25 protein-coding genes and 2 pseudogenes are annotated in these 26,919 nt (G+C 58.8%); 19 read left to right on the top strand and 8 right to left on the bottom strand.

Annotated elements, in window-relative coordinates; genetic code table 11:
• The first annotated feature begins 4 nt into the window (after nt 1–4).
• Nucleotides 5–1,120, top strand: a complete 1,116-nt coding sequence (locus tag J1G37_RS14880; RefSeq protein WP_207042831.1) for a carboxymuconolactone decarboxylase family protein — start codon at nt 5–7, stop codon at nt 1,118–1,120.
• Here J1G37_RS14880 and J1G37_RS14885 read toward each other — a convergent pair.
• A complete protein-coding gene (locus tag J1G37_RS14885) occupies nt 1,117–2,010 on the bottom strand; it encodes a LysR family transcriptional regulator (RefSeq protein ID WP_207042832.1) in 894 nt (297 codons plus the stop codon). The two genes, J1G37_RS14880 and J1G37_RS14885, sit on opposite strands and share 4 nt — an antisense overlap.
• 130 nt (nt 2,011–2,140) lie before the next feature.
• Here J1G37_RS14885 and J1G37_RS14890 point away from each other — a divergent pair, with 130 nt between their 5' ends.
• Nucleotides 2,141–2,659 (top strand): GNAT family N-acetyltransferase, encoded by a 519-nt coding sequence (locus J1G37_RS14890; protein WP_207042833.1) that lies wholly within the window; start codon nt 2,141–2,143, stop codon nt 2,657–2,659.
• An 86-nt stretch (nt 2,660–2,745) separates the two neighbouring features.
• On the opposite strand, the gene J1G37_RS14895 is transcribed toward J1G37_RS14890, so the two are convergent.
• Together J1G37_RS14895 and J1G37_RS14900 are read right to left on the bottom strand one after the other, a co-directional pair.
• Complete coding sequence (locus tag J1G37_RS14895; RefSeq protein ID WP_207042834.1) at nt 2,746–3,045, bottom strand: hypothetical protein; 300 nt, start codon at nt 3,043–3,045, stop codon at nt 2,746–2,748.
• A gap of 11 nt (nt 3,046–3,056) precedes the next feature.
• A complete protein-coding gene (locus J1G37_RS14900) occupies nt 3,057–3,659 on the bottom strand; it encodes a hypothetical protein (RefSeq protein ID WP_207042842.1) in 603 nt (200 codons plus the stop codon).
• A gap of 159 nt (nt 3,660–3,818) precedes the next feature.
• Here J1G37_RS14900 and fos point away from each other — a divergent pair, with 159 nt between their 5' ends.
• The 3 genes from fos (at nt 3,819) to J1G37_RS14915 (ending at nt 5,310) form a co-directional block, all read left to right on the top strand.
• Nucleotides 3,819–4,229: a fosfomycin resistance glutathione transferase gene (gene fos / locus J1G37_RS14905; protein WP_207043070.1), complete on the top strand. Its 411-nt coding sequence runs from the start codon at nt 3,819–3,821 to the stop codon at nt 4,227–4,229.
• Between the two features lie 160 nt (nt 4,230–4,389).
• Complete coding sequence (locus J1G37_RS14910; RefSeq protein WP_017737671.1) at nt 4,390–4,821, top strand: VOC family protein; 432 nt, start codon at nt 4,390–4,392, stop codon at nt 4,819–4,821.
• 33 nt (nt 4,822–4,854) lie between these two features.
• Complete coding sequence (locus J1G37_RS14915; RefSeq protein ID WP_207042851.1) at nt 4,855–5,310, top strand: VOC family protein; 456 nt, start codon at nt 4,855–4,857, stop codon at nt 5,308–5,310.
• A gap of 126 nt (nt 5,311–5,436) precedes the next feature.
• On the opposite strand, the gene J1G37_RS29005 is transcribed toward J1G37_RS14915, so the two are convergent.
• Nucleotides 5,437–5,658 (bottom strand): hypothetical protein, encoded by a 222-nt coding sequence (locus tag J1G37_RS29005; protein ID WP_347402348.1) that lies wholly within the window; start codon nt 5,656–5,658, stop codon nt 5,437–5,439.
• Nucleotides 5,659–5,721: 63 nt separating this feature from the next.
• Between J1G37_RS29005 and J1G37_RS14920 the strand changes: the two genes are divergently transcribed.
• From J1G37_RS14920 to J1G37_RS14930, 3 genes are all read left to right on the top strand, one after another.
• A complete protein-coding gene (locus tag J1G37_RS14920; RefSeq protein WP_017737668.1) occupies nt 5,722–6,108 on the top strand; it encodes a hypothetical protein in 387 nt (128 codons plus the stop codon).
• 838 nt (nt 6,109–6,946) lie between these two features.
• Nucleotides 6,947–7,507: a hypothetical protein gene (locus tag J1G37_RS14925; RefSeq protein ID WP_207042853.1), complete on the top strand. Its 561-nt coding sequence runs from the start codon at nt 6,947–6,949 to the stop codon at nt 7,505–7,507.
• A 255-nt stretch (nt 7,508–7,762) separates the two neighbouring features.
• Nucleotides 7,763–8,977: an aldose 1-epimerase family protein gene (locus J1G37_RS14930; RefSeq protein ID WP_207042854.1), complete on the top strand. Its 1,215-nt coding sequence runs from the start codon at nt 7,763–7,765 to the stop codon at nt 8,975–8,977.
• An 80-nt stretch (nt 8,978–9,057) separates the two neighbouring features.
• On the opposite strand, the pseudogene J1G37_RS29010 reads toward J1G37_RS14930, so the two are convergent.
• Nucleotides 9,058–9,135, bottom strand: a pseudogene (locus J1G37_RS29010) (hypothetical protein); the annotation flags it as partial.
• A 49-nt stretch (nt 9,136–9,184) separates the two neighbouring features.
• On the opposite strand from J1G37_RS29010, the gene J1G37_RS14935 reads away from it, so the two are divergent.
• From J1G37_RS14935 to J1G37_RS14945, 3 genes and pseudogenes are all read left to right on the top strand, one after another.
• Nucleotides 9,185–9,667, top strand: a complete 483-nt coding sequence (locus J1G37_RS14935; RefSeq protein ID WP_207042856.1) for a GNAT family N-acetyltransferase — start codon at nt 9,185–9,187, stop codon at nt 9,665–9,667.
• Nucleotides 9,668–9,820: 153 nt separating this feature from the next.
• Complete coding sequence (locus tag J1G37_RS29015; RefSeq protein ID WP_242551595.1) at nt 9,821–10,183, top strand: hypothetical protein; 363 nt, start codon at nt 9,821–9,823, stop codon at nt 10,181–10,183.
• Between the two features lie 61 nt (nt 10,184–10,244).
• Nucleotides 10,245–10,705, top strand: a pseudogene (locus J1G37_RS14945) (methylmalonyl-CoA epimerase).
• A gap of 126 nt (nt 10,706–10,831) precedes the next feature.
• Here J1G37_RS14945 and J1G37_RS14950 read toward each other — a convergent pair.
• Entirely contained in the window at nt 10,832–11,134 is a 303-nt protein-coding gene (locus J1G37_RS14950; protein ID WP_207042860.1) for a hypothetical protein, read from the bottom strand.
• A 546-nt stretch (nt 11,135–11,680) separates the two neighbouring features.
• Between J1G37_RS14950 and J1G37_RS14955 the strand changes: the two genes are divergently transcribed.
• Nucleotides 11,681–13,834 carry a tetratricopeptide repeat protein gene (locus J1G37_RS14955; RefSeq protein WP_207042864.1) on the top strand — a complete coding sequence of 718 codons (2,154 nt, stop codon included), beginning with the start codon at nt 11,681–11,683 and terminating at the stop codon, nt 13,832–13,834.
• Between the two features lie 428 nt (nt 13,835–14,262).
• On the opposite strand, the gene J1G37_RS14960 is transcribed toward J1G37_RS14955, so the two are convergent.
• Nucleotides 14,263–14,874, bottom strand: a complete 612-nt coding sequence (locus J1G37_RS14960; RefSeq protein WP_207042865.1) for a TetR/AcrR family transcriptional regulator — start codon at nt 14,872–14,874, stop codon at nt 14,263–14,265.
• Between the two features lie 116 nt (nt 14,875–14,990).
• On the opposite strand from J1G37_RS14960, the gene J1G37_RS14965 reads away from it, so the two are divergent.
• The 7 genes from J1G37_RS14965 (at nt 14,991) to J1G37_RS14995 (ending at nt 24,303) form a co-directional block, all read left to right on the top strand.
• The gene (locus J1G37_RS14965) at nt 14,991–16,769 is read left to right on the top strand and encodes an ABC transporter ATP-binding protein (RefSeq protein WP_207042866.1); all 1,779 of its coding nucleotides are present in this window, start codon (nt 14,991–14,993) and stop codon (nt 16,767–16,769) included.
• Nucleotides 16,763–18,490: an ABC transporter ATP-binding protein gene (locus tag J1G37_RS14970; protein WP_207042868.1), complete on the top strand. Its 1,728-nt coding sequence runs from the start codon at nt 16,763–16,765 to the stop codon at nt 18,488–18,490. The genes J1G37_RS14965 and J1G37_RS14970 overlap by 7 nt, the downstream gene beginning before the upstream one ends.
• Nucleotides 18,490–19,422 (top strand): iron chelate uptake ABC transporter family permease subunit, encoded by a 933-nt coding sequence (locus J1G37_RS14975; protein WP_207043073.1) that lies wholly within the window; start codon nt 18,490–18,492, stop codon nt 19,420–19,422. The genes J1G37_RS14970 and J1G37_RS14975 overlap by 1 nt, the downstream gene beginning before the upstream one ends.
• Nucleotides 19,419–20,351 carry an iron chelate uptake ABC transporter family permease subunit gene (locus J1G37_RS14980; RefSeq protein WP_207042870.1) on the top strand — a complete coding sequence of 311 codons (933 nt, stop codon included), beginning with the start codon at nt 19,419–19,421 and terminating at the stop codon, nt 20,349–20,351. The genes J1G37_RS14975 and J1G37_RS14980 overlap by 4 nt, the downstream gene beginning before the upstream one ends.
• A complete protein-coding gene (locus tag J1G37_RS14985) occupies nt 20,348–21,112 on the top strand; it encodes an ATP-binding cassette domain-containing protein (RefSeq protein WP_207042878.1) in 765 nt (254 codons plus the stop codon). The genes J1G37_RS14980 and J1G37_RS14985 overlap by 4 nt, the downstream gene beginning before the upstream one ends.
• Nucleotides 21,113–21,120: 8 nt before the next feature.
• Nucleotides 21,121–22,053: a siderophore ABC transporter substrate-binding protein gene (locus tag J1G37_RS14990; protein ID WP_207042880.1), complete on the top strand. Its 933-nt coding sequence runs from the start codon at nt 21,121–21,123 to the stop codon at nt 22,051–22,053.
• Between the two features lie 66 nt (nt 22,054–22,119).
• Nucleotides 22,120–24,303: a TonB-dependent siderophore receptor gene (locus J1G37_RS14995; protein ID WP_242551596.1), complete on the top strand. Its 2,184-nt coding sequence runs from the start codon at nt 22,120–22,122 to the stop codon at nt 24,301–24,303.
• A gap of 9 nt (nt 24,304–24,312) precedes the next feature.
• On the opposite strand, the gene J1G37_RS15000 is transcribed toward J1G37_RS14995, so the two are convergent.
• Nucleotides 24,313–26,874 (bottom strand): autotransporter outer membrane beta-barrel domain-containing protein, encoded by a 2,562-nt coding sequence (locus J1G37_RS15000; RefSeq protein ID WP_207042882.1) that lies wholly within the window; start codon nt 26,872–26,874, stop codon nt 24,313–24,315.
• Between the last annotated feature and the right edge of the window lie 45 nt (nt 26,875–26,919).

Below are 26,919 nucleotides of genomic sequence, written 5' to 3' on the forward strand. Positions count from 1 at the left end.
CGGTATGAAAAGCACGCTTTTAGGCATTGCACTGTGCGCCACGGCGCCGTTTGCCGCAGGCGCCGAGAGTGGCGGCGAATCACAGCAGATCCGCCGCGCCAACAGCCAGGCGCCGATGGTGGGCCCCGAGGATTATTTTTCCGGGAAGGTGCGGGTGGATCCGCTGTTTCCCGCGTCTGACGAGGTGAATGCGTCCGGTGCCTACGTCAGCTTTGAAGCAGGCGCACGGTCGGCTTGGCATACGCATCCAGCGGGCCAGCGCCTTGTGGTGATGTCGGGTGTCGGCTTGACCCAGGAGTGGGGTAAACCGGTGCAGCGCATCCTGCCGGGGGATGTGATCGTCTGCCCGCCGGGCGTCAAGCACTGGCATGGCGCTGCGCCGAATAGCGCGATGATGCACCTCGCGGTGACAGGATCGGTTGACGGCAAAAACGTCGAGTGGCTGGAAAAAGTCACCGATGCGGAGTACCTAAAACCGTTGCCAAAATCGGCCATCGGTAGCGCGCTCTCAGCCAAACAACAGGCCATCCCGCTGATTGCCGCCGCGATGGCAACCAGCAATCTGTCCGGCCTGAACGCGGCGTTGAACCAGGGCCTGAACGCCGGCCTGACGATCAGCGAAGCCAAGGAAATCCTTGTGCAGTTGTATGCCTACACCGGTTTCCCCCGCAGCCTCAACGCCCTCGGCGAGCTGATGCGCGTGGTGCAAGCGCGTCAGCAAAACGGTATTAAAGATGAGCCAGGACGAGAGCCCGTCGCGCTGATTCCTGTCGGCGAACAGTTACTGATCCTCGGCAAAGCCAACCAGACCAAAATCGCCGGCGCCCCAGTCCAAGGGCCGCTGTTCGAGTTCGCCCCGGTGATCAATCAATACCTGCAAACGCACCTGTTCGGCGACATCTTCGCGCGGGACAACCTGGACTGGCAGAGCCGCGAACTGGCGACCGTCGCTGCGTTGGCCGTCACCCCCGGTGTCGAGCCGCAACTGCGCTCACATATCGCGGCGAGTCTGCGAGTAGGCTTGAGCACCGCACAACTGCGCGAAGTGGCGAAGCTACTGGCCGAGCAAGGCGACGTCGCGGCGGCCCAGCGCACCACCGCCGCCCTCGACGCGCACTAGTCGCGATAACGCAAAGTGTCGCGCACCAGGGTAAACGCCGGCGAGCTTTGGCGCCGGCTCGGGTAATACAGGTGGTAGCCCGAAAACGGCTCGCACCAATCCTCCAGCACCCGCACCAGGCGGCCCTGCGCCACATGCTCCAGCACCAGGTTTTCGGGCATGTACGCCAACCCCAAGCCCTGGAGCACCGCCTCCAGGCGCATGGCAATGGTGTTGAACACCAACTGCCCCTCGACCCGCACGTTCAATACCTGGCCGGCCTTTTCGAACTCCCACGCATACAGCCCGCCATGGGTTGGCATGCGCAAGGTGATGCAGTTGTGCGCCATCAACTCGTTGGGAATCAGCGGCACCGGGTACCGCGCGAAATACGCCGGCGACCCCACCACCGCCATGCGCATATCCGGGCCGATGCGCATGGCGATCATGTCCTTGGCCACCTGCTCACCGAGGCGCACCCCGGCATCAAAGCCTTGCGCGACGATATCGGTGAAACCGTAATCCACAATAATCTCGATATTCAGGTCGGGATGGTCCGGCAGCAGCTTGCCGAGCATCGGATGCAACACCGAAATCGCCGCATGCTCCCCGGCCGTGATCCGTAGCTTGCCGGCGGGTGTGTCACGGTACTTGCTGAGCAAGGCCAGCTCGCTGTCGATCTCCTCGAAGCGCGGCGCGATCACCTGCAACAGATGCTCCCCGGCCTGGGTCGCCGACACACTGCGGGTCGTGCGCGCCAGCAAACGCACGCCCAGGCGTTCCTCCAGCTGGCGCATGGCACGGCTCAAGGCCGGTTGTGACATGCCGAGGCGGGCGGCGGCGCGGGTGAAACTGCGCTCCTGGGCGACGATGGAAAAAATGGCCAGTTGGTCGTAACGATCGGCGCTCATTGATACGGCTCTGGTATGAATGGAGACTGATTATGCCACCGCAGCGTTTGTCTGTAGTGAACCGGTTTTGTCACGCAATGGCGGCAGACTGGCTCCACCTGCATTCCCTACCCGAAGAAGGACGACTTCGATGATCCGTACCGCATTGCCCTCCGACGCCAAGGCCATTGCCCACGTGCACATCAGCAGTTGGCAAGCCGCCTATCGTGACCTGATGCCTGTCGACTACCTGCACTCGCTGAGCGCAACCCTGGCAAGGCGAGAAGCGTTCTGGAGCCGCTCGATTGAATCGGGTGAATCCAATGTGGTGGTCGCGGAGGCGGACAGGCAGGTAGTTGGCTGGATATGCATGGGCGCCGGCCGCGATGAAGATGCAGTCGTGGGGGAGAGTGGTGAGGTCATGGCTATCTACGTGCTGGCCGCGCACTGGCGCACGGGTGTGGGGCTGGCCTTGTGGCAAGCCGGTGTGCAGCAGTTGAGGGCGCAGGGTTTTCAGCGTTTGACGCTGTGGGTGTTGGCGGGGAATGAACGGGCTATCCGGTTTTATCGCAGGGCGGGGTGTGTTGAGGAGGCGGGGAGTGAGCGTACGCTGGAGAGGGGCGGAGTTACCTTGTCGGAGGTGAGGTACCAGTTGCCGTTATCGCGCTAAATGTCGCTGATACAACACACTCCACCTGTGGGAGCGGGCTTGCCCGCGATAGCGGTGGACCAGTGAAAGAAAAACCAAGGCATGAATTATTTTCGGCCATCGCCAAGCATTCCCACCAACTCAGCCGCCAGGCCAGCCGCATCTTGCCGATAGTCTTTGTTCCAGGCACCTGCCCAATCATCAGGCCTTCCCTCATCGTCCCATTGCGCCAACGCCAGCCCGTTGATGATCTCCAGTTCGAACCAAACACGCTGCCAAGCGACCGCGTCCTGGACCAAAGTTGTGTCCTGCCACAGGAACTCGGTTTGCGCGACAAAAGCCGACCATGCAAACAGATCTTCTGATGCTCGTAAGCCGAGCGTTAGCCAGTAATTCCTGTCACCCACTGCACAACTCCTTATAAAACGTCCACGCCCGGATAAAGCTCCGCAGGTGGATGGTAATCGGGATCCTCGAAGCGGCTATTGCCGTAATGGGTTTTCGCCGTGGGCCCTTCGCCCTTGTACGTCACCTGCGGGTTTGGCGTGAGATGCCAGCCGTCTCCGTCCTTGTCGCGCTCGATCAGCGACGGGTACAGCGTACAGCTGCCAGCCGAGCCGGAAGTCAGCCGGAACTGGTAAAAGCGCCCAGCCTGGGGCGTGAACTTCGCCGTGACAGAGCAGGATTGCGTGCGCGCCCCCTCCCAGAACATGCCCACGTGCGTTTCAATGCCGGGTCTTACCCGCGTTTCGTAATAGTCCGACGTGAGCTTCTGCCCGGCCTTGGGCATCCCCTCATCCTGCGTAACGGTGAACGGCAGCGGCCCACTGCGAATGACGCCACCCGAACGTCTGCTGTTTTCGTACTGGTACAGATCGGCATGCTGCGTGAAGTTGACGATGCGTATCCAGGCCGGGTTGGCCTCGTTTGCAGGTGCCGTGAAGTAATCGGTGTGGGGGAAATACTGGCAGCCGGCGAACAACGGCAGGGCCAGCAGGCAAAGGGCAGGGCGGATCGACATGGAGCGTGTCCTTTTGCGGAGTCGGGGTAGAGACCACAAGAAAGGACGCGCATTGCAAGACCGGCAAAATTTCGCCAGGCCGATCTTGGTCGATTGTATTGAAAAAGTCGGTGTTGATACTCTCACCGGTTCTAATGGATTGGTACCGGGTAAATGCTCATGTTGATTGGCTTGAATCATCTTACGTTGGCGGTTGTGGATCTCTCTCGCAGTATTGAGTTTTACCGTGCTCTTCCCGGCTTTAAATTGGCCGCTCGATGGGAGAAGGGGGCTTATCTGTCCCTCGGTGATCTCTGGCTTTGTCTGTCCCTCGATGAGAACCGAGTGTCGGAGCAACAGCCTGATTACACCCATTACGCGTTTTCAGTGGCGCAGGACGATTTTGAAGCAGTCACCGCTTGCTTGCGGCGTCTTGACGTTACCGAGTGGAAATCCAATTCGAGCGAAGGCAGCTCGTTTTATTTTGCAGATCCCGACGGGCATCGCCTGGAAGTGCATGTCGGCAACCTGGCTTCCCGGCTTGAACAATGCCGACGCCAGCCGTATGCAGGTATGGAGTTCTTCGATTGATCTTGTTGACGGAGGAGGCTGATACAACGCACCCCAACTGTGGGAGCGGGCTTGCCCGCGATGGCGGTGGATCAGTGAAGCCTGTATCAATACGCGTGTTGTAGGCTTGGCATGATCATGCCCGCTGACCGAAAGACCTTTGTGAAATGGAAGTCATCTGATGTTCGAACGCAACAAACTGGTTCCAGAGTTAATGGTAACCAACCTGGAGAGCAGCCTGAATTTCTGGGTTTCTTGCCTGGGATTCAAAGTAGTTTATCAACGCCCGGAAGACGGATTTGCCTACCTTGATTCAAGCGGCGCTCAAGTCATGCTTGAGCAGATTGAGCCCAGCGCGGGCCAATGGCTTTCCGCGCCACTCGCCAAGCCGTTTGGCAGAGGTATCAACCTACAAATTGATGTTGAGGCTGTCGCACCGATCATGCAGAAACTAGAAGAGGCTGGATTTGCGCTGTACCTGGAATGCAAAGACACCTGGTATCGGGCGGAACATCTGGAAGTCGGCCAGCGCGAATTCATCGTTCAGGATCCTGATGGTTATCTCGTCAGGCTGGTAGAGCGGCTGGGCGAGCGACCGGTTTGCGCAATCTGATTAACACGCACGTCATTCAACAGGAGGGCGGCAATGGATCTGAAGTTCAGTCACGTAGATGTACTGGTGAACAATCTCGAAGAAGCCTGTGCCTACTACGCGCAGATCCTGAATGCCAGGATCTCCAAAACCCTCGTCTGGGAACGAGGTGGCCTGCACGTGCGCTACGCGATTGCGCTGATCGGTCAAGAGCGTTTCATGTTGGTCCAGCCATTGGCGGGGAACCTGAGGGAGCTGTTGGACGCCTCGGGAGAAGGGATGATCTATCGCCACTGCTATTCGACGCCGGATATCGAGAAGGCCTATGACGAACTGATGGCCGCCGGTGTTCAGCCAGAGGACGAAAATGGAAAGCCACTGGCCCGCGCGAACCTGCAATCGCCGTCGGGAGCACGGATTATTTGGTTGCCTAAGCGCTTCGGGCACTTCTCTATCGAAATCCTCGAAGACAAAGCGCTAGAGGCATTTATAGAGACAGCGTTTTCTTGAGTATCTGATACAACACGATCCAACTGTGGGAGCGGGCTTGCCCGCGATGGCGGTGGATCAGCAACGCATATATCAAGACGCGCGTTACAAGTGCAGCGACCCGAATGCGCGTTGACTGGCTAAGGGCTAGATCGCAGTGGGTACAGGCGCTGCTTCCGCACCCGCAACCCCGGCACACAAGCGTTGACCGATAACATCCAGCAGATCACAACCATCGCGTAGCGGAATGGCCAGCAATTGTGCGAAGACGGCATCAGTTTCCAACTCGCTACGAAAGGCGATGTTGAACAGGGTAGTGATGACTGCTTTCGGCCAAAAGCAGACATTCAAACCGCTAGCCAAATACACTGTCGAGAAGATCGCATTCAAAAATTTTGGTGCAAGTGTGCAGCCAAGGAAAAGGGAGGATTCATGAGTCTTGATCTGTGCTTGGAAGCTGATAGTACGCTCACAATTTCGACGCTGAGCAAAGCACTTGCGAATGCTGGTGCTTGGGAAATAGAGGTCGCAGGAAATGGGCTATCCGCTGAATTTAACTCGGGACTTAAATTGAGTACCAATGACGTACTCGATGACCCTACGATTTATGCTGAGAATACAATGGGTATCGCCTTCCCTGTCGCGGTGCGTTGCACCATCAGAATTAAAGGGCCCGAACCAGAGGGGGAGTCGGCTATGGAAGATTTGGATAAAATCGCTCAGTCCATATTTCACTCGTGTTCGGCCTTCTTTCTTATTAGCTTTCAGTTCGAACAAACCTTGTACTGGCGGGATGCGACAGGGCTGCATCGTCCTTGAGGTAGGTGCCTGCGCGTCCTCTTTCAGACATTTCTGAATGGTGTTTTTTCGGACGAAAACGCCACTGAATTGAGGAACTGCTTTTGGCCGGTAGCGGCCCTTTTAAACGCAGCCCCTAGGTCGATGGTACCCGCCGCAATCATCACAGTCAGCTCCTGCCAAGGCATTAATTGATGTAACAACTCTTCGCCATGTAACACGCATGTCGGCAAGCCAGACATAGCTGTGTAACGCAATATAAATCTAATAAAATCATATAGTTATATACTTATGTAACATGCGTAACACTGGTGACACGGTTTTATTGGGGTAGCCCCTTAGCCCCTGTGGTATTGCTCCTTCAGCGAAGCGGGTGGGTCATGCTCTTGGCTTGGGTTCGATGGTGGGGACCCTGGAAGATGCTGACTTTAGCGTTACACGCAGGGGCAGCGTTACATCGGGGGTACGCTATGTCGCCCAACTGTGTAACAGGCATAAAAGCCAATGAAACCGGGCATTTGGTGAAGGGCGTTACACTCGTAACACCGGTTGCACCAGTTTTGGAGGGGGGCTGGATATGTGCTCTGATGCTGCCTTTCCAAATTGGCCTACACCACATTGTTGGCCTCTAGGGTGGGTAATTGCACTCCATCTGACCGCCCATTTGCATTGCACTTGCCCAATCGTTCGCATCGGATTGGGGCAAAGAACGCATGGCGGTGGCCTTTTCTCTCTCCCGATGTGTCGCGCATACAGTCTGCCCTGTTATGCTGATTCAGCAATCCGGCGTGTAGATAAGATGCTATACGGCATTAAGTGACAGGAATGTCGGCTAATTGATAGTTAGGGAAAATTGAGTATGCGTCGCTTAATAGCCAACGGATTTGTGTTTGTCAGCATTGCGATACTCTGTTCCGGCTGCACATCTTATTCGTCCCAGCCGACAATCAGCGAACCCGCTGAACCCGAAACACAAGAAATCATCTCCAGCTTCAGTTACGCAATAAACTCCCCATGGAAAGACAGTCGCTTCGGCAAGGACGCATACGCAGCGACACTCAAAGTCATTTCCGATGCACAGGATACGGGCTCCAGCCTCGCCGCTCCGACCCTGCCGGCATTAGAAATAAAGATCTCGGAGTTCTCATCTGGCGGCGCTTGCGGACAAGATTACTTGACGGGCCTGAGTCTGGGTTTGATCCCCAGTTGGTGTACGCGGACAAACCTTTTCAAGTTCGATTTTATATTGAATAAGGATCAGCGCTTTTGCAGGCAGAAAACCTACTCGATAAACTCCACGTCGTTTTCACATCTTACGATGATTCCGTTTGCACTATTCAATGCGGACAATCAGCCATTGACGCTTTATCAGGCGGCGCTTAAAGATTTTCTTCGGATAGGTCAATGTGCGACGCGTTGAGAGGCATGTTGACAGGCTTTGTTTTGCGGTTACGGGGGGGCTCATTTCGGGCGTTGGAACGCTTGAGGTTTATCCCAGGTAGCGGCAGCTTTTGGCCGATTGCCGCCTTTCGCGAAGAGCATCCTAGGGTCGATTTTAGCCGGTCACAGCATGCAGAAATGGGCTATCAGCGACATCACCGTGTCGATCTTTTAGCTTGCTGAAACGTTTCATCGCGTTTATAAAAATGGCACAACTCCAAGAAAGGCTGCCGCCATGACCCCGCTCAAACTTTTTGTTGCCATCAGCGCACTGTCCGCGGCGTCCCACGCCATGGCCTGGGATTACGTTCTGCTCGACACTGACAAAGCCGCCCAGAGCTGGCAGATCACCAGTCAACAACTCGGAATAAAAACCGACAAACCCTTCAGCGTTACCTTGCGCACCTTGCACGGCGGTCGGCAGGAGGGCGTCAGTATCGTCGACATCGATAACGGCACGATGAAACTCTCGGTAGTGCCGACTCGCGGAATGAACGTCTTGCAGGCCTCGGTTGGCAATGTACGCATGGGCTGGGATTCGCCGGTCAAGGAAGTGGTCAATCCGTCTTTTATCGAACTCAATGGCCGCGGTGGTCTGGGCTGGTTGGAAGGTTTCAATGAGCTGGTCACTCGCTGCGGATACGAATGGGTCGGCCACCCCGGCGTCGACAACGGCGAACTGCTGACCCTGCACGGTCGTGCTGCCAACATTCCTGCGAATAAAGTCACGCTGCATATCGATGAAAAACCACCGTACGCCATTACCCTGCGCGGCGAGCTGAAAGAGCAGGCGTTCAAGAAGGTCGACTTCTCGGTCGCGACCGAACTGGTGACCGAACCCGGCAGTGTCGTGTTCGCCCTCAACGACACGCTGACCAACAACGGCGACTATCCGAAGGAATACCAGGCGCTGTATCACAGCAACTTCAGCACCCCGTTCCTGGAGCAGGGCGCTCGTTTCGCCGCGCCGGTGAAACAGGTGTCGCCGTTCAACGACAAGGCCAAGGACGATCTGCCCGACTGGCAAACCTACCGCGCACCGACCAGGGACTACGACGAAACGGTGTACAACGTGGTGCCGTATGCCGATGCCAAAGGCGATACGTTGACCGTGTTGCATAACAAGGCCGGCAGCCTGGGCGTTGCGGTCGGCTTCAATACCCAGACACTGCCCGTGTTTTCCCTGTGGAAAAACACCGACACCGAAGGCCAGGGCTATGTCACAGGGCTGGAGCCTGGGACAAGTTTTTCCTACAACCGCCGTTATCAGCGGCCACTGAATCTAGTACCGACAATTGGGCCCAAGGAGCACAAGCAGTTCCGCATCAGCTATAGCTTGTTGGCGGATAAGGCGGCGGTGGATAGAGCGTTGAAGCAGGTTAGCGAGATTCAGGATGGGCGAGAGACTGAGGTGCGGCAGACGCCGTTGGTTGATCTGACCAAGGGGTGACACAGGCTCGAGCATCGTTTATGCGTTTTTGCGTTTATGAGGGACAGATTTATTTTTCAGAAATGAATCTGTCCTTTTTTTGATTCAATCTCCCCCATCCGCCGCTTCAGCTTTGGGCTGGTGAAATTGCGGTCGCGGTTGTTGACTGCCTTGAACCTATCAGGCCCTCTATACTGGCCTTCCGGGATGGTAAATAGAGCACAAAATATGCCCGTCGCACCCAATCAAAATTCCCCAGTCATTTTGGTCCTGGCTCAACAAAGCGACCTGGACAATCTTGTAGCCATTCGAATTGAAGCCATGCGCGAAAGTCTGGAGCGTGTTGGGCGATTTGATCCGGTGCGTGCACGCGAGCGGTTTCTTAGCGGTTTTGAAGCCCGCAACACACACTACATCGAGGTATCTGGAGAGAGGGTTGGTTTTGTAGTGGTCAAGCATCACCCCAATGAACTCTTGCTCGACCACTTGTATGTGAGACCGAACGCGCAAGGATCAGGTGTAGGGTCTGCTGTTCTCACTCAGATTTTCAAAATGGCGGATGCAGCTGCGCTCTCTATTAAAGTGGGTGCTCTCAAAGAAAGCGCTTCGAATCGCTTTTATATCCGCCATGGCTTCCAGTTGGTCGAAAGCAGCGAGTTCGACAATTATTATGTTCGTCAGAGCGTTCCGGCGGTTGGCCCAGATTGCTAGCTGGATGTGATGCATCTCGATGTACGTTTTTACACTCCCCCCCCCATGGAACTTTCCCAAAAAATGATGCCAATTTGATGGCTCATTGCAGCAGCAAGATCATCTTGGATCAGTCAGCGTCAGGCTATTTCCTGACACCCTAGGGAGAGAGTGATGAGAGCCATCATTGCGATGTTATTGATGTTGAGTACCTACGCCCATGCTGGTTGCGGCAACATCAGTGACAGCGATCAGCGCGCTTATTGCGAAGCCAAAACCAATGGTCAAAGGTGCGGCAACATCAGTGACAGTGATCAACGCGCTTATTGCAACGCCAAAACTAATGGTCAAAGCTGCGGCAATATCCAGAACAGCGACCTTCGGGCCAGTTGCTTGGCAGAAATGAACGGTCAAAGCTGTAGCAACATCAGTGACAGCGATCAACGCGCTTATTGCAATGCCAAAATCAACGGACAAAGCTGCGGCAACATTCAAGACAGCAACTTGCGTAACGAATGTGAAGCCCTAAAGCGTTGATCTCCGAATCACGCGGGACCAGCCAATCTTTATCGGCGCTGGTCCCATAGAAAAAGTGGAAATGGACAGATTTATTTCTGAAAAAATAAATCTTTCCCCTTTTTGCCCCCTCGAAGAGGCCTGCGCCTACTACGCACAGATCCTGAATGCCAGGATCTCCAAAACCCTCGCCTGGGAAAGAGGTGCCTGCACGTACGCTAAGCGATTGCGCTGACCGGTCAAGAGCGTTTCATGTTGGTCCAGCCATTGGCGGGGAACCTGAAGGGGCTGTTGGACTCCGCAGGAGAAGGGATGATTTATCGCCACGGCTATTCGACGCCGGATATCGAGAGGGCGTATGACGAACTGATGGCCGTCGGTGTTCAGCCAGAGAACGAAAATGGAAAACCGTTGGCCCGCGCGAACCTGCAATCCCCGTCGGGGGCACAGATTATTTGGTTGCCTAAGCGGTTTGGGCACTTCTCTATCGAAGTCCTGGAAGACAAAGCGCTGGAGGCATTTATAGAGGCTGCGTTTTCTTGAGTAACTGATACACCACGATCCAAATGTGGGAGCGGGCTTGCCCGCGATGGCGGTGGATCAGCAACACATATATCAAGACGCGCGTTGCAAGTGCAGCGACCCGAACGCGCGTTGACTGGCTAAAGGCTAGATCGCAGTGGGTACAGGTGCTGCCTCCGCATCTGCAGCCTCCGCACGCAAGCGTTGACCGATGACATCCAGCAGATCACAACCATCGCGTAGCGGAATGGCCAGCAATTGTGCGAAGTCCGAAAGCACCACGGCATCTGTTTCCAACTCGCTACGAAACGCGATGTTTTCCAGGACTTGCGTCACAGTACGAATGCGAAAATCCGCCATCGCTTGCAGCACATCAAGCGGCGCTTCGGAATCAATCAGCAGGGATGCGGGAACCAGATCGATACCGGTCAGCGGGATATATCTTTCCATCGTTGAAACTCCGATAAATGCAGGTTGACCGCCACTCAAACGTCGCCAAACGAGAGGGTGGCAGCTGTACGCAGGTTGGCGAACCGGTATCGGAGACCCGGCAGACCCGAAGGTCTCCCGCGCACAGCGGCCATAAACGGCAGCTTTGCGTAGGTGCAGCAGCATCTGCAAAAAAGCGCAGTGCTTTTGCATCCGATAGTCAGGTCGCCAAACCTGATCGCCATGTGGGCGATGGCGCGGACTATAAGGGGGATTGGGGCCGGCAGGCAACAATGGAGGCCTTAAGGGAGTGGTTGATTTTGTTGGCTATCAGGCTGTGATTGTAGGTTCTGAGTGATTGCTCACCGCCGGATAGCGACGGTCAAGCCTCGACTGTCACTGAATCCGGTGCTATTCAAGTAGCCTCCAAAAAAGCAAGAAGTGGTTCAATAAAATCAAGTGCTGCGTTTGTGTCGAATAAAACTGCTAGCATTGGAACCAAATTTTTCGTTCGTAGAACGTCGAGGTTGTTAGCTGCCCGATGTTTGATCAAAAGGATTGAGTGACATGGCAGATTCGAATGTTACTGAGTGGACGCTGGATGGTGTCCTAGATGAGATGTCACGGATTCACAGTTCGATGAAAGACCGACAATTTGCGTTCATTCTCGGAGCAGGAGCATCCTTCACTTCAGGCATCCCAACAGGTCAGCATCTGGCTCAAAGGTGGCTCAAAGACTTACATTTACGCGAGTGTGGAGACAATCGTTCTCTCAACGAGTGGATCACTTCCTGCGGTGTAGATGATTTAACTTGGGAAACCGCTGCTGAGAATTATCCGAAGATATTTGAAAGAAGGTTTGATGGCGATAGGGAGGCGGGGTACGCTGAGTTAGAAGCCGCCATGGAAGGGAAATCGCCAAGTTTGGGTTATTCATTGTTGGCGGAAATAATTCAGCACACGAGGCATAAGGTGGTAGTCACCACGAATTTCGATAATCTGGTAGCTGATGCGCTAGCAATGCATGCGCACCAATCTCCCTTAGTAGTTGCTCATGAATCGCTAGCTGGTTTTGTAAGGCCGCAGTTACGTCGGCCATTAGTCGCAAAGATACATCGTGATTTGTATCTGCACCCTATCAATGATGCGGTAGGCGTATCAACGATGGAGCAAGGATGGAAAATTGCTTTAAAGAAGCTATTCCAATATTTTACACCTGTGGTGGTAGGGTACGGTGGTAATGATGGGAGTTTAATGAATATGCTTATGGGGCTGGAGCTAGGGGATATCGCTGGTCGCATGATTTGGTGTTATCGCGATGGTTCGCCTCCGCCAGAGAAGGCATTAAATGTTTTGGAAAAGCATCGCGGCGTTATAGTGAAAATACCTGGGTTCGACCAGTTTATGCTTCAGCTTGCTGCCAAATTAGTATCAGACTTTGATGTTGCTGCAATTGCTGAGCGCACTGCCCAGCTTGGTCAGGAAAGAGCAGTAAGATACCGCGAGCAGGCTAGTAAGCTGAGCGAATCTTTTGCGCACGGAACACCCGAAGAGCAGAGGTCAGGGGCGATACTAACGCAATCGGTGCGCCAAGGACGTAGCTGGTGGTCTTGGGAGATTCAAGCCAGAGAAGAATTAGATCCAGATAAACGCAACAAGATTTATTTAGAGGGAATTGAGGTTTTTCCTCGCGTTGTTGAGTTAGCTAGAAGCTATGCGCTGTTTTTGGCGAACGAACTTGGCGATCACGACGCAGCGCATCAGATGTTTAAAAAAGCTCTTGAATTAGATTCGCAAGATGTCACCACGCTAGTCGGCTATGCACGTTTTCTAGTAAATGCCCGCAGGGACTTAGATTCTGCGGAGGAGGTTTATAACAAGGCTTTAGGGTTGGATCCGGGCAATGAAGAGTGTATTGAAGCCTACGCGGTTTTCTTGGCTGAAGAACGTGAGGATCTAAAGGCAGGTGCAGAGGTTTACCGAAAATCTCTTGAAGTCGATCCTCGCAATGCAGCCATTGTAGGGAGCTATGCCAGATTTTTAGAAGTGACGTTGGAGGATCTTGATTCTGCAGAAAAAATGTACAAAAAATCTTTGGATCTTGATCCAAGTAGTGCGGATGTTACAGGGGGGTATGCGAATTTTCTTGCGGAAAATAGAAATGAGCCTGACGTGACAGACTCGTTGTTTAGGAAGTCAATAGACCTAAATCCAAGTGATGCTTGGAATATTTGTACCTATGCAAAATTTTTGCAGACGCATCTCCAGAATTATGAGTCTGCTGAATTGCTATTCAAAAAAGCGCTTAATCTTGAACCTAAAAGCGGATGGATTGCCGCTAGTTATGCAGAGTTTTTAGCGTATGCCAAAGAAGACTTTGATTTGGCAGAAATTTATTATAAGTCAGCTATTGGATTAAGCGAGAGGAGTGTTTGGGTTATAGGTGTGTATGCGGCTTTTTTGGAAAAAGTTAGAGAAAACTATGTTTTGGCGGAGTCGTTATATGAAAGGGCTTTCGAGATGTCACCTACAAGTGAATGGATCGTTACGAGCTACGCAGAGCTGCTAGAGAATCATAGAAAAGATTGCGGTGCGGCAAGAGAGGTGTACCAGAAGGCACTTAAAGCAGATCCGGCAAATAAAACATTTATAAGTAATTATAGAAAATTGAAATCTAAAATTTATAAATCCTCTGCAATAGCTGATGCTGTTGAGAAATAATTAAGTTTGCTGGTGGGGTTCTGTTTTTATGCTTGAAACAGGATGCTGTCCCTGCGCCAAGTTTTCCGAATATGACGTTTGGCCGGGCGTCCGATTGTGATCGGCAGCAGGTGTGCCGACGAATCTAATTGTAGGTGCTCCGTGATATGACGCCGAGGCGTGATCTATGCGTTGTATAGAACAGTTCTTCGAAATTGGTGGCGGGCGTTTTTTAGAGGGCTGCCGGCGCTGTTGAGATCCTGGCCAAGTTGTCTAAATGCATGAGAGTTGCTGGCGACACTGTCGATTAGTTGGGCGAGTGAGGAGCAGTTCACGGCGGAATGCAGCACCGCGAAGAAGCCAACCTCGCTCTGCGCTTGGTAGCTGTGCAGCGCAGTTCGCACTTGGGTATCTGCGATCGGCCTGCCCGAGGCAGGCCATGCCAACGCTCAGGCAACCCCTTCCACCATCACCAACGCCCCCACCACCAACGCCTCCATCCCCCGCGCCAACTCCACCTCCATCTCCGCCTCTTCAGCGGCACGAGAGGTCTCCACCACCGGCTCCCGCTGCGTCACTGTATACACCGTATCCGCCACCGCCATGCAGTGAAACGCCACCGTCGCCAGCAACCACCGTGCCTGCTCTTTACTCACCCCAAACCCCTGCGCAATCAACGCCTGGTGCCCATCAATCTTCGCCAGCATCGGCGCGGTCGCGGCTGCGCGGCGGATCACGTACGGGGTCAACCCCGGGTGGGTTTTGACGAATTCGCGGACCGAGGTGGCAAACACGATCAGGTAGTCCTTCAACCCGCCATCGGCATCGCCGCAGTCCTGGGGGATCTGCCAGCGGGTGAAGATTTCTTCGGCGACCATGGCCTTGAGCGCTTCGAGGTTGGCCACGTGTTTGTACAGCGCCATATGGCTGACGCCCAACGCCGCCGCGAGGCCGACGAAGGTGATGTTGGGCAGGCCCATCTCGATGCCGGCGTCGACGATGCGTTCGCGGGTGATGCTCGGCGGGCGGCCGCGGGTGGCGGTTTTTTTTGCGGGTTCCATGGGTATTCCTTAATTGCTGAACACAAGGTTGTAGCTGTCTTGTCGGCTTTGCGCAAATTAGTTTATAGTCATGCAACTAAATATGATTCTGATTCTCAAACGGACTTTTTCTGTCAATGGACTCTCCTGAAGCGGCTTCGGCCACCCCTCAAGTCGCAGGCACGCTTGGCCGGATGCTGACGCCTATCCGTGGGCGTCTTTGCATAGCCGCAGGGCTTGCCGCTGTCGGCGCGATGCTGACGCTGGTGCCGCTGGCGGCCATCGCCCATATCGCCGCACGTGTACTCGGCGCTGGTGGTCAGCTGTCGAGCGAAGTGTGGTGGGTTGTTGGCCTTAGCGCTGTCAGCCTTTTCGCGGGGATGGCGTTGATTTTTACCGCTGAGCTGCTCGCCCACCTGGCCGACAATCGCCTGACCCATCATTTGCGCCGCGCGATCACCCAGCGCTTGAGCCGTGTGCCGCTGGGTTGGTTCAGCAGCCGGGCATCGGGCGAAGTGAAACGGGCGATGCAGGACGACATCAATACGCTGCATAGCCTCACCGCGCATTTCTACACCACCGCTGGCCGCGCGGGCGGGGCGGTGCTGGTGTCGGCGATCTACCTGTTCGTCATGGACTGGCGCCTGGCGCTGGTGGCGCTGCTGCCGTTTGCCGGGTATTTCCTGTTTTTCTCGCGGGCCATGCGCGCCAGCGGCGCGAGTATGCAGGAATTTATCAGCGCGATGGCGCGCATCGACAACGCGGTGGTGGAGTTCGTCAATGGCATCCCGGTGGTCAAGGCTTTTGGCGCCAGCGGCAAGGCGCACGGGGCTTATCGCAGCGCTATCGACACGTTCGCCACGACCTTTATCGACTTCACCCGCCCGCTGGTGGCGTCGATGGCAAATGCCAATGCGATGATCGCGCCGGTCACCGTGCTCGGTGTGGTGCTGGCAGCCGGTACGCTGTTTGTTGGCCTGGGCTGGATCGCGCCCGTGGACGTGCTGCCCTTCGTATTGGTGGCGCCGGGTCTGAGCGCGCCGTTGCTGCTGTTGCACTACATCACCCACGATTTGAACAATGCCACCGGCGCCGCGCAGCGCGTGCAGGGCTTGCTGGACACACCGACGCTGGCGCAAGCGGCCGTGCAGTTGCCCAGGGGCAACACGATCTGCTTTGAGCAGGTCGGGTATGCCTACGAGCCCGACCACGCGGTGCTCAGCGATATCAGCTTTACCCTGCAACCGGGCACGACTACGGCCATCGTCGGCCTGTCCGGTGCCGGCAAGTCAACGCTGGCGCGCCTGCTGCTGCGGTTTTTCGACTCCAGCAGTGGGCGCATCACCCTCGGCGGCGCCGACCTGCGCCACCTCGACACGCCGCTGTTGTACCAGCGCATCGGGTTTGTGCTGCAAGAGGTGCGCCTGATCAACGCCAGCGTGCGCGACAACATCGCCCTCGGCCGACCGTCCGCGACTCAACTGGACATTGAACACGCCGCGCGCACTGCGAATATCCACGACCGCATTCTGCTGCTGCCACGTGGCTATGACTCGGTAATCGGCGAAGACGCCCAGCTCTCCGGCGGCGAACAACAGCGCCTCAGCATCGCCCGCGCCGTGCTACTGGACCCGCCGGTGCTGGTGCTCGACGAGGCCACCGCCGCCGCCGATGCCGACAACGAAGTGGCAATCCAGCAAGCCCTGTCGCGCTTCGCCCAGGGCCGCACGCTGCTGGTCATTGCTCATCGGCTCGACACGGTGATGCATGCCGACCAGATCCTCGTTATCCACGACGGCACCCTGCACGAGCAGGGCCGCCACGCCGACCTGCTGGCCCACGGCGGGCTCTACGCGCGGTTATGGCAACTGGGCGATTACGCCCGCAGCGAATCACAGGCGGTGCAACCATGCTGAAGACTTTTGTGCGCCTGCTCGGTGAAGACGCGCCCACGCTGCGCCGTTATGCCGTGATGGCGGTGTTCTACGGCTTGCTCAGCGGGTTGACCTTGCTCACGTTGGTGCCGGTGCTCAGCCACTTGTTGACCGGGGATGCAGTGGAGGCTGGGCGTTGGTTGGTCGCGCTGCTGGTCGGCGTGATGGCCTGCGCGTTGTGGCGCCGTGCACTCGACAAGGCCGGTGTGGCCGTCGGCGTGGCGGTGCTGCAAGGCGCGCGGCAACGCCTCGGCGATCACGTGGCGCGCCTGCCGGTGGGCTGGTTCAATGCGCAAAACAGTGCGCGGCTCGGCCATCTCATCACCCAGGGCATGATGGCGGTGGCGCAGTTGCCGGCGCATGTGTTCACTCCGGTGATCAGTGGCGCGGTGACGCCGTTGGTGCTGGTTGCCGCGCTGATGGTGTTGCACTGGCCCCTGGGTGTGTTGGCGTTGCTGGCGCTGCCGGTGTTGGTGGGCGTGATGCTGCTCACCGCGCGCCTCGGCCACAGTGCCGACAGCACTTATCAGCAGCACTTCGCCCAGACCAGCCAGCGCATGGTCGAGTTCGCCCAGGCCCAGTCGGTATTGCGCGCGTTTAATGGCAGCGGCGGCGCCACGCGTTTGCTGGACCAGGCCATCGACCAGCAACGCCAGTCCGGCCAGCGTTTGATTTATCGCTCGTCATTGTCGGCGGTGCTCAATGCCTGGGCGGTACAAGGAATCTTCTGCGCGTTGCTGGTGGCCGTCGCGCTGTGGTGCGACGTGCTGGATGCCCACGAAGCCATCGCCGCCTGCGTGGCCTTGGTGTTGGTGTGTCGTTATATCGAACCGCTGCTGGAAGTCGCCAGTTACGGCGAGATCCTGCGCAGCGCCAACGCCCAGCTCGATGCGGTGCACAGCATTCTGGCCGAGCAGCCGTTACCGGTCGCCGCGCAGCCGAAAACGCCAATGGACAGTTCGGTGGAATTGCGCAGCGTCAGTTTTCGTTATGCCCCTGGCGAACCCCGGGTGCTGCGCGGGGTGAGCCTGCGCATCGAGCCGGGCAGCATGACCGCACTGATCGGTGCGTCGGGCTCGGGCAAGACCACGCTGGTGCGGCTGCTGGCGCGTTTCTTCGACGCGAGCCGGGGCCAGGTGTTGATTGGTGGCGTGGATGTGCGCGAGATGTCCGAAGCAGCGCTGGCCGCGCAGATCAGCCAGATTTTCCAGGACACCTACCTGTTCCAGGGCAGCATTGCCGACAACATCCGCCTCGGTAAACCGGACGCCAGCCTGGCCGAGATTGCGGCGGTGGCGCAGCAAGCCGGCGTGGCCGAGATCGTTGCGCGGCTGCCCCTGGGCCTGCACACGCCGGTGGGCGAGGGCGGGGCGCGGTTGTCGGGGGGCGAGCGCCAACGCATCGCCATTGCCCGCGCGTTGCTCAAGGACGCGCCGATCCTGCTGGTGGACGAAGCCACCGCCGCCCTCGATACCTACAACCAGGCCGCCATCGCCGAGGCGCTGGCCAGGTTGCGCGGGCGCTGCACCTTGATTGTGATCGCCCATCAGCTGTCGACGGTGGCCATGGCCGATCAGATTCTGGTGCTGGATGACGGCGAGATCGTCGAGCAGGGCGCGCCTAAGGTCTTGGCGGCCAGCGGTGGGCGGTACGCGCATTTCCTTGCCCAGCGCCGGGCGGCCCGTGGTTGGCGGATTGCATGATGCGTCTTGTGGGCTGTGGCGTGTTGCTGGTGCTGTGTGGCGTGTCGCTGCTGGTCGGTGCCCGCGAGATCGACCTGTTTGCATCTGACGGCGATGCATGGCTGACGCTGACAGCGAGCCGCTTGCCGCGCTTGGCAGCGCTAGTGTTGACCGGCGTGGGCTTGGCGGTGTGCGGGGTGATCTTGCAGCACATCCTGCGCAACAAGTTCGTGGAGCCGGGCACCACCGGCGGCCTGGACGCGGCCAAGCTCGGCATCCTTGTCTCGCTGGGCGTGGCGCCGGCCGCCAGCGCCAGCATGCGTATGCTGTTTGCGCTGCTGTGTTGCTTCGCGGCGAGCCTGGTGTTCCTGGCGATCATCCGGCGCCTGCGTTTTCACCACACCTTGCTGGTGCCGGTAATTGGCCTTATGTACGGCGGCGTGCTCAGCGCCATCGCCGAGTTTTATGCGTACCGCCACAACATCCTGCAAAGCATGCAGGGCTGGTTGCTGGGGGATTTTTCCAAGGTGGTGCAGGGCAACTACGAGATCATTTATCTGATCCTGCCCATCGTCGCGCTGGCTTACCTGTATGCGCAGCGTTTCACCGTGATGGGCATGGGCGAGGGCATGGCCAGCAGCCTGGGCCTGAACTACGCGGCCACGGCGGCGCTGGGCCTGCTGCTGGTGGCCGTGACCGTGGCGGCGACGGTGATCGCCATCGGTTCGATCCCCTTTGTCGGGCTGGTGATTCCCAATCTTGTGGCCTTGTACTACGGCGAAAACCTCAGCCGCACGCTGCCCATCGTAGCCCTCGGCGGTGCTGCGTTGTTGCTGGCCTGCGACATTCTCGGGCGCCTGCTGATCTTCCCGTTCGAAGTGCCGATTGGCCTGACGGCGGGCATCGTCGGCGGTGGGTTGTTCCTGGCGTTGATCGTCTGGAGGCAGCGATGAAGCGGCTGTGGGTCTTGGTGCTCGTCCTTGCGTTGGGCTTTGTGCTGTTCCGTTCGGGGCTGGATTTCGACTACGTGATCCCCAAGCGCCTCGCGCGGCTGGCGGCGATATGCATTGGCGGCGTGTGCGTGGCGTGGTCGTCGATCATCTTCCAGACCCTCACCGGCAACCGCATCCTCACGCCGGCGATCATGGGCTATGAAGCGGTGTACCTGTTGTTCCAGGCGGTGTTGGTGCTGGTATTGGGCACCGCCAGCCTGGTGGTGCTGGGCAGCCAGGGCAACTTTGTGCTGTCGGTGCTGCTGATGCTCGGCTATTCCTGGGCGCTGCAACGCTGGTTGCTGCGCGAGGGCCACAGCAACGTGTACTTCCTGTTGCTGCTGGGCCTGGTGTTGAGCCTGGTGATCGGCACGGTCACGCAGTTCGTGCAGTTGAAGATCAGCCCCGGCGAGTTCTCGATCCTGCAAGGCTTCAGCCAGGCATCGTTCAACCGTGTGCAGCCGCAGCAATTGCTGCTCTCGGGGCTGCTGGTGGCGGCGCTGTGCCTGGGCTTTGCCCGCACCTTGCCGACCCTCGACGTGCTCGCCCTCGGCCGTGACCAAGCCGTGTCGCTGGGGGTGGATTACCCGCGCGTGGTGCGCCTGCAACTGGCATTGGTCGCGGCGTTGGTGGCGATTTCCACCGGGCTGCTGGGGCCCACGGCGTTCATGGGTGTGTTTGTGGCCAACACCACCTATGCGTTGGCGCGTACGTTCCGTCACCGCGTGACCTTGCCCATGGGCAGTGCGATTGCCATCGCGATGTTTATCGCAGCGCAACTGCTGGTCGAGCACGTCTTCAACTACAAGACCACCGTCAGCATTCTTGTAAACCTGCTGTGCGGCACGTACTTCCTGGCGCTGATGCTGCGCACCCGAGGCACCCGATGATCACTGTGCACAACCTCCACAAAACCTACGGCACCAAGACCGTGCTGGCTGGCGTCAACGCGCGCTTTGCCGCTGGGCGCCTGACCTCGCTGATCGGCCCCAATGGCGCCGGCAAGACCACGCTGTTGATGATGATCGCGCGCCTGATGGCACCGAGCGGCGGCGACATTTGCCTGGAGGGTCGCGAAGTCGGCGACATCCCCCTGCGTGACTACGCCAAGCGCGTGGCCACCTTGCGCCAGGCCCCGGATTTCAACCTGCGCCTGACCGTCGAGGAACTGGTGGCCTTCGGGCGCTTCCCTTACAGCCGTGGCGCGCTGACCGGCGAAGATCACCGCGTGATCGATGACGCGCTGAGCTTCCTCGCGTTGCAAGCCCTGCGCCGCGCCTACCTCGACGAGCTCAGCGGCGGCCAGCGGCAAATGGCATTCCTGGCCATGACCATCGCCCAGCAGACCGACTGCCTGCTGCTCGACGAGCCGTTGAACAACCTCGATATCAAGCACGCCGTGCACATCATGCGCGCGCTGCGCCGCCTGTGTGACGAGCAGGGCCGCACGGTGATCCTGGTGGTGCACGACATCAACTTCGCCGCCCATTACTCCGACCACATCCTCGCCATGAAAGCCGGCGCCGTGCATTGCGCCGGCAGCGTGGCCGAGGTGGTCAACGAAACCCGCCTGGGCGAACTGTACGACCTCGACTTCGAGATCACCCACGGCGCCCGTGGCCGCCTGTGCAACTACTTCAACCCCGCATGAGAACGCCCATGAACCGCAAACATTCCGCCTGGGCCTGCGCCCTGTTACTGGCCGCGCTTGGCGCAGGGCCGGCTTCGGCCGCCGGCCCCATCAGCGTGACGCACGCGTTGGGCACCACACTGGTTCAGCCGCCCGTACAACGGGTGGTGGCCCTGGACATGAACGAAGTGGACTTCCTCGACCAACTCGGCGTGCCGGTGGCCGGCATGCCCAAGGACTTCGTGCCGCCGTTCCTGCAACGCTACAAGGATGACGCGGCGGTGGTGGACACCGGCGCCATCGTCCAGCCGAACCTGGAGCGGGTGCACGGGGCCAAGCCGGACCTGATCCTGATCACCTCGTTGCAGGCCCCACACTACGGCGAACTCAGCGAGATCGCGCCCACGGTGCATTTCGACGTGGATTACCGCGACAGCCAGAAGCGCCATATCGAGGTGATCAAGCAGCACTTGCTGACCCTTGGGCAGATCTTCGACAAGCCGGCCCTGGCGCAACAACAGGCCGCCGCCCTCGACGCCAAGGTCGCCGAAGCACAGCGCGTCACCGCCGACCGCCCCGAGCGCGCCTTGGTGGTGCTGCATAACAACGGCGCGTTCAGCTCGTTTGGCGTGCAGTCGCGCTACGGTTTTGTGTTCACCGAACTGGGGGTGAAACCGGCGAGCCCGACCGCCGAGGCCGGCTTGCATGGCCAGCCGATTTCCAGTGAATTCATCCAGCAGGCCAACCCGGACATTCTCTACGTGGTCGACCGCACGGCGGTGATGGAGCATCGCCCGTTGCTCAACGCGCAAACCCTGGGCAACCCGTTATTGCGCCAGACCAATGCCTGGAAAACCGGGCGCGTGGTGTTTGTCGATGCCGACGCCTGGTACGTCATGGCGGCCAGCCCGAGCTCGATCAAGCAAGTGATCGCCGATGTGCTCCAGGGCTACCAACCCTGACTCCAGGCGTTAACCCCGCTTCACACTGCCAACACTAAAAAAACATCCCACCTTACGGAGCCTTCCATGACTCACCGTACACGTACCCCTGTGCCCGCTCGTCCGGGTTTTGCCTCCATGGCCTTGCTCGGGCTGGCGATCAGCAGCGCCCCCGCATTCGCCGAAGAACTGGCGCAAGCCGAAGAAAACCGCGTGTCCACCTTGCCCGCCATTCGCGTCGAGGGTGAAGCGCCGGCCGCCGACCTGCCGCTGACCTACGCCGGTGACCAGGTGGCGTACGGCAGCCGGCTCGGCCTGCTGGGCAACAAGGACTTTATGGAAACGCCGTTCAGCACCATCAGCTACACGGAAAAGTTCATTGCCGATCGCCAGGCCCAGACCGTCACCGATGTGATCGCTGCAACCGACCCTGCGGTGTTCAGCAACGGCCTGAAGGGCACCTACAGCGAGAACTATTCGATCCGTGGTTTCGCCACCAGCATCAGCGACGTGACCATCGACGGGCTGTTTGGCGTGGCGCCGTACTACCGCATCTCGCCGGAAATGTACGAGCGCATTGAAGTGTTGAAAGGCCCGTCGGCATTGCTCAACGGCATGCCGCCAGGCGGTTCGGTGGGCGGCATGGTCAATCTGGTGCCGAAACGTGCCGGTGCTGAGCCGTTGACTCGCTTTACTACCACCTACATGTCCGATGCGCAGTTCGGCGGCCACCTCGATGTGGGCCGCCGCTTTGGCGATGAGCAACAGTTTGGCGTGCGCTTCAACGGCATGTACCGCGATGGCGACACCGCGACCGAGCATCAACAGCAGAAAGCCCAGTTGAATTCGTTGGGCCTGGATTGGCGCGGCGAGCGCGCGCGGCTGTCGGCCGACCTCTACAACAGCGAAGATCGGGTGCGCGGGCAGAACCGTGGGATCAGCCTGGCGGCGAATGTGGCCGTGCCCAAGCCGCCGAAGTCGGACACCTTGCTCAACCCGGACTGGGCGTTTGTCGATACCAAGGACCAGGGCGCGATCGTGCGCGGCGAATTTGACCTGACGGAGCACCTGCTGGCCTACGCGGCGTTCGGCGCCAGCGAGACCCACTACCGCTACAGCGGCGCGATGTCGGCCCAGGTGATCAACAACGCCGGGGATTTGAAGACCAGCATGGGCCAGCTGAAGATGGACATCGAGAAAACCTCGGGCGAGGCGGGGCTCAAGGGCCAATGGCAGACCGGGCCGGTCGGGCACCAGTGGGTGGTGAACGCCACGCGGTATGCCGACAAGCAAAAGGACTACGGCCGGCGTTGGGTGCCCGGGGCGGATTGGCTGACCAATATCTATCACCCGACCTGGGGGCCAGAGGCGCCGCGCAGCTTTGCGCCGGTGGCACACACCGAATCCACCCTGACCAGCTACGGCGTGGCGGACACCTTGTCGATCCTGGACGACAAGGTGCAACTGACCCTTGGCGTGCGCCGCCAGAACGTGGTCACGGACACCTTCAATACCACCACCGGCGCCCGTAACAAGCCCGGCTATGACGAAAGCGCGACCACACCCGCCGCAGCCGTGGTGGTCAAGCTCACGGAGCAGGTTTCGGTGTATGCCAACTACATCGAGGGCCTGAGCAAAGGCGCGATGGCACCGATGACGGCGGCCAACTACGGCGATGTGTTCGCCCCGTATAAATCCAAGCAGAAGGAGATCGGCCTCAAGCTCGACCTGGGCACGTTCACCCACACCCTCAGCCTGTATCAGATCGAGCGCCCGGGCAGCTCCACCGATCCGGTGACCAATGTGTTTTCCTTTGGCGGCGAGCAGCGCAACCGTGGCATCGAGTGGGGCTTCTTCGGCTCGCCCATCGACGACGTGCGCTTGATGGGCGGCGTGGCCCATGTTGATCCGAAAATCACCAAGTCGCCGGGGGGCGATGATGAAGGCAAGACGGCCACCGGGTTGCCCAAGCTGCAAGGCAAGCTCGGTGTGGAGTGGGACACGCCGTTGGTCTCCGGCCTGACGCTGACGGCCAACGCGACGGCGGTGTCCCAGCAATACATCAGTGATGACAACGCGCAGTCGATTCCCGGCTATACGATTTTCGACCTGGGCTCGCGGTATGCAATGCAGGTCGCCGGGCGGCCGGTGACCCTGCGTGGCACGGTGACCAACGTCACCGACAAGGCGTACTGGGGCATGCCGCTGACGGCCAGCCTGGGCCTGGGCGCGCCGCGCACGTTCGAGTTGTCGGCGACGGTGGATTTCTGATGCTGCACCTCAGAACGCCATGCGCAACCCCAACGTGCCTTGTCGGCCATTCAAGGCATTGCTGTCCAGGTTGCGGTTGAAGCCCACTTCGCTGTAAAGGCTGACGCCCGGCGCCACGGTCAGGTTGGCGCCGAGGCTGACGCCCAGGGTGGTGGATTTCTGCTCGGTATCGATGTCGGTGACGTCGGCAAAGGTCACCGTGTTCTGGCCGCCCCGGGTGTGCCAGATATTGGCGCGGGCATAGGGTTGCAACGGCATGCCGCTGACCTGGTAATCACCGCGCAGGCGGATGCCCAGGCGGCTGGTGACGGTGGTGTCGGCTTTATACGCAACGTCTGAGACACCATCGTTCTGGCGGTCCAGTTTGGTCTTGCCAACGATCAACTGGGCCTGGGGTTCTACGACCCATTGGGGCGTGGCCTGGAATGGCCGGCCCACTTCCGCCGATGCAGCCACGTTATGTCCACGGGTATCCATCTTCACACCACGGTCCGACTCGTTATGGCCGTCGAGGCGCGTGCCCATCAACACCACATCCAGATAAGCCTGGTTGGCGGCAATCAGCGTCAGGTAAGCGCCCAGGCTGTCGCCGCGCAGGGTGGTGTTGCCGGCGTTGTTGTCTTGCCAGCCGCCATTGAAGCCTTTGATATCCCCCCTCAAGCGGCTATGGCCGACGAAGAACCCCGTGTGCACATCCGTGCCGCCTTCCGTGCGGTGGGTATAGAGGTCACTGCCCACTTGAAACCCGGTGATCGAGCTGTTGAGCGTGGGGTTGACCGTGCCTGCAAAGCTTTGCCGGCTGCTGCTGCCGTAGACCCGGCCCCAACCAGCGCGAAGGGGATCGCCCTGTTGCTGGCCCTGGTCGCCCATGCGCTCGTGATAAGTGCCCAGCATGCCCTGGACGATTTGCTGGGCGGCTGGAAGCAGCGCGGCGTAGATCGGTACTTCGGGACGGTAGATGGGAATCGGCGTGATCCCTGGATTGGGCGGCAGCGGCGGTTCGTCAGGGCTGGGGCTCGGGAGCGGGACGATAATCACCGGGTCCGGTGGGGTGACCGGCACGGTGGAGCGCAGGTAGTAGTTCTCGGCCGTGCCTGCAGTGACCCCACCCTTGAACAAGCGATAGTCAAACGCCCCGGCAGACACCGGACCGGCCAGGGTAAACGCCCCCGCGCTGCCGCTGGCGCCGTTGGTGGCCTGCACCACTTGTATCCCATCCTGCAAGGTCGCCGCACCTGCGCCGCCGAGGTTGCTGACGCTGATGGCGGTGCTGCCTTGGAGGGTGCCTTGGCTCACCACCAATTTGTCGCTGGGCGAACCATCGGCCCCCAAGACACTTTGCAGCAGGAGTTTGCCGTTGTTGCCGCTGTAGTTGCCATTGACCGTCAGTGAGTCGGTGGCGGTGGAACTGCCGGTGGTCATATCGATGCTGCCGGCGTTGTTCAGTGTCACCTGTTGGCCGGCGGTGAATGGGCTGATGATGCCGGTGTCGACCAGCAGCGAACTGCTGCCGTTGAGGGTCATTGTGCCGGTCTGGGTGACGGTGTCTCCGAGTACAAAGGTGCCGCCGAGTGTGAACGTGGCGTTATTGTCCAGCGTCACCTGCTCCCAGTTGGTATAGCGTCCCGGCGTTGCGGCCTGGGTGTTGTCGAACGTCAGCGTGTCGGTGCCCGTGCCGCCGTCAATCAACGGCGTGGTCGCCAGGCTGGCTTCGGTGAGGTTCTGGATCAGCGCCGTGTCGTTGTCGTTGCCCATCAGCACAAACCCACGGATTTGCCCGCCGCCGATCCAGCTGAAATGGTCCTCGCCCGCGCTGGCGAGGATTTGCCCGCCAATGGTTCCACCGGTGACAGTAATGCTGTCGGTCCCGCCGCTGGTGCTGATGTTGCCACCGATCACACTGGTGCCCGAGACCCGGATAGTGTCATTGCCAAACCCCGTTACCAGGTTGCGGATGATGGTGCCGCCACGCATGTCGAAGAGGTTGTTGTCCAGCTTCATGTCCACCCGGCCAATGCTGCCGCCGGTCATCGTCGCATCGTCGCCGTCCTCGAACGCGTCTGTGATGGTGCCGCCGCTCATGTTGAAGGTGTCATGCCCGTCGCCCTGGGCCAGGGATGCAATCGTGCCGCCACTCATGGCGAAGCGATCGACGCCTGCCCCCTGGCTGATGGCACCGGCCTGCCCGCCGCTGATCTGCGCGATATCGGTGCCGGAACCCTGGTTGACCGCCCCGGTGATCGTGCCTTTGTTCAGCCGGAAAATATTCACGCCATCGCCCATATTCACCGACCCGTTGATCCGCGTGTCCGGCGCGTCCAACTGCACCAGGTCGTTGCCCGGGCCTAACGCCACATTTCCGTTGATCACGCTGTCGCCGCTGGGAAACAACACTTCGTTGTCGCCGGTCAGCGCCGTAATACCGGGGTCGGTGCCGCTGGTGCAGGTGAAGACCTGGCCCGTGGGAGCAGGGGTGACGACACAGGCCGCTGGCGCGACAAGGGGCCATGCGGCCAGGACCACCGAGGTGGCCAAGCTCAGGTACAGCGTGGGGGGGATCTGTCCGCGCATGATCTGTCCTCGCGTAGAGGGGTGTTGTTCCGTCACCGGTGTTTT

This window comes from Pseudomonas sp. Marseille-Q1929 (assembly GCF_017316265.1).
GTDB lineage: Bacteria > Pseudomonadota > Gammaproteobacteria > Pseudomonadales > Pseudomonadaceae > Aquipseudomonas.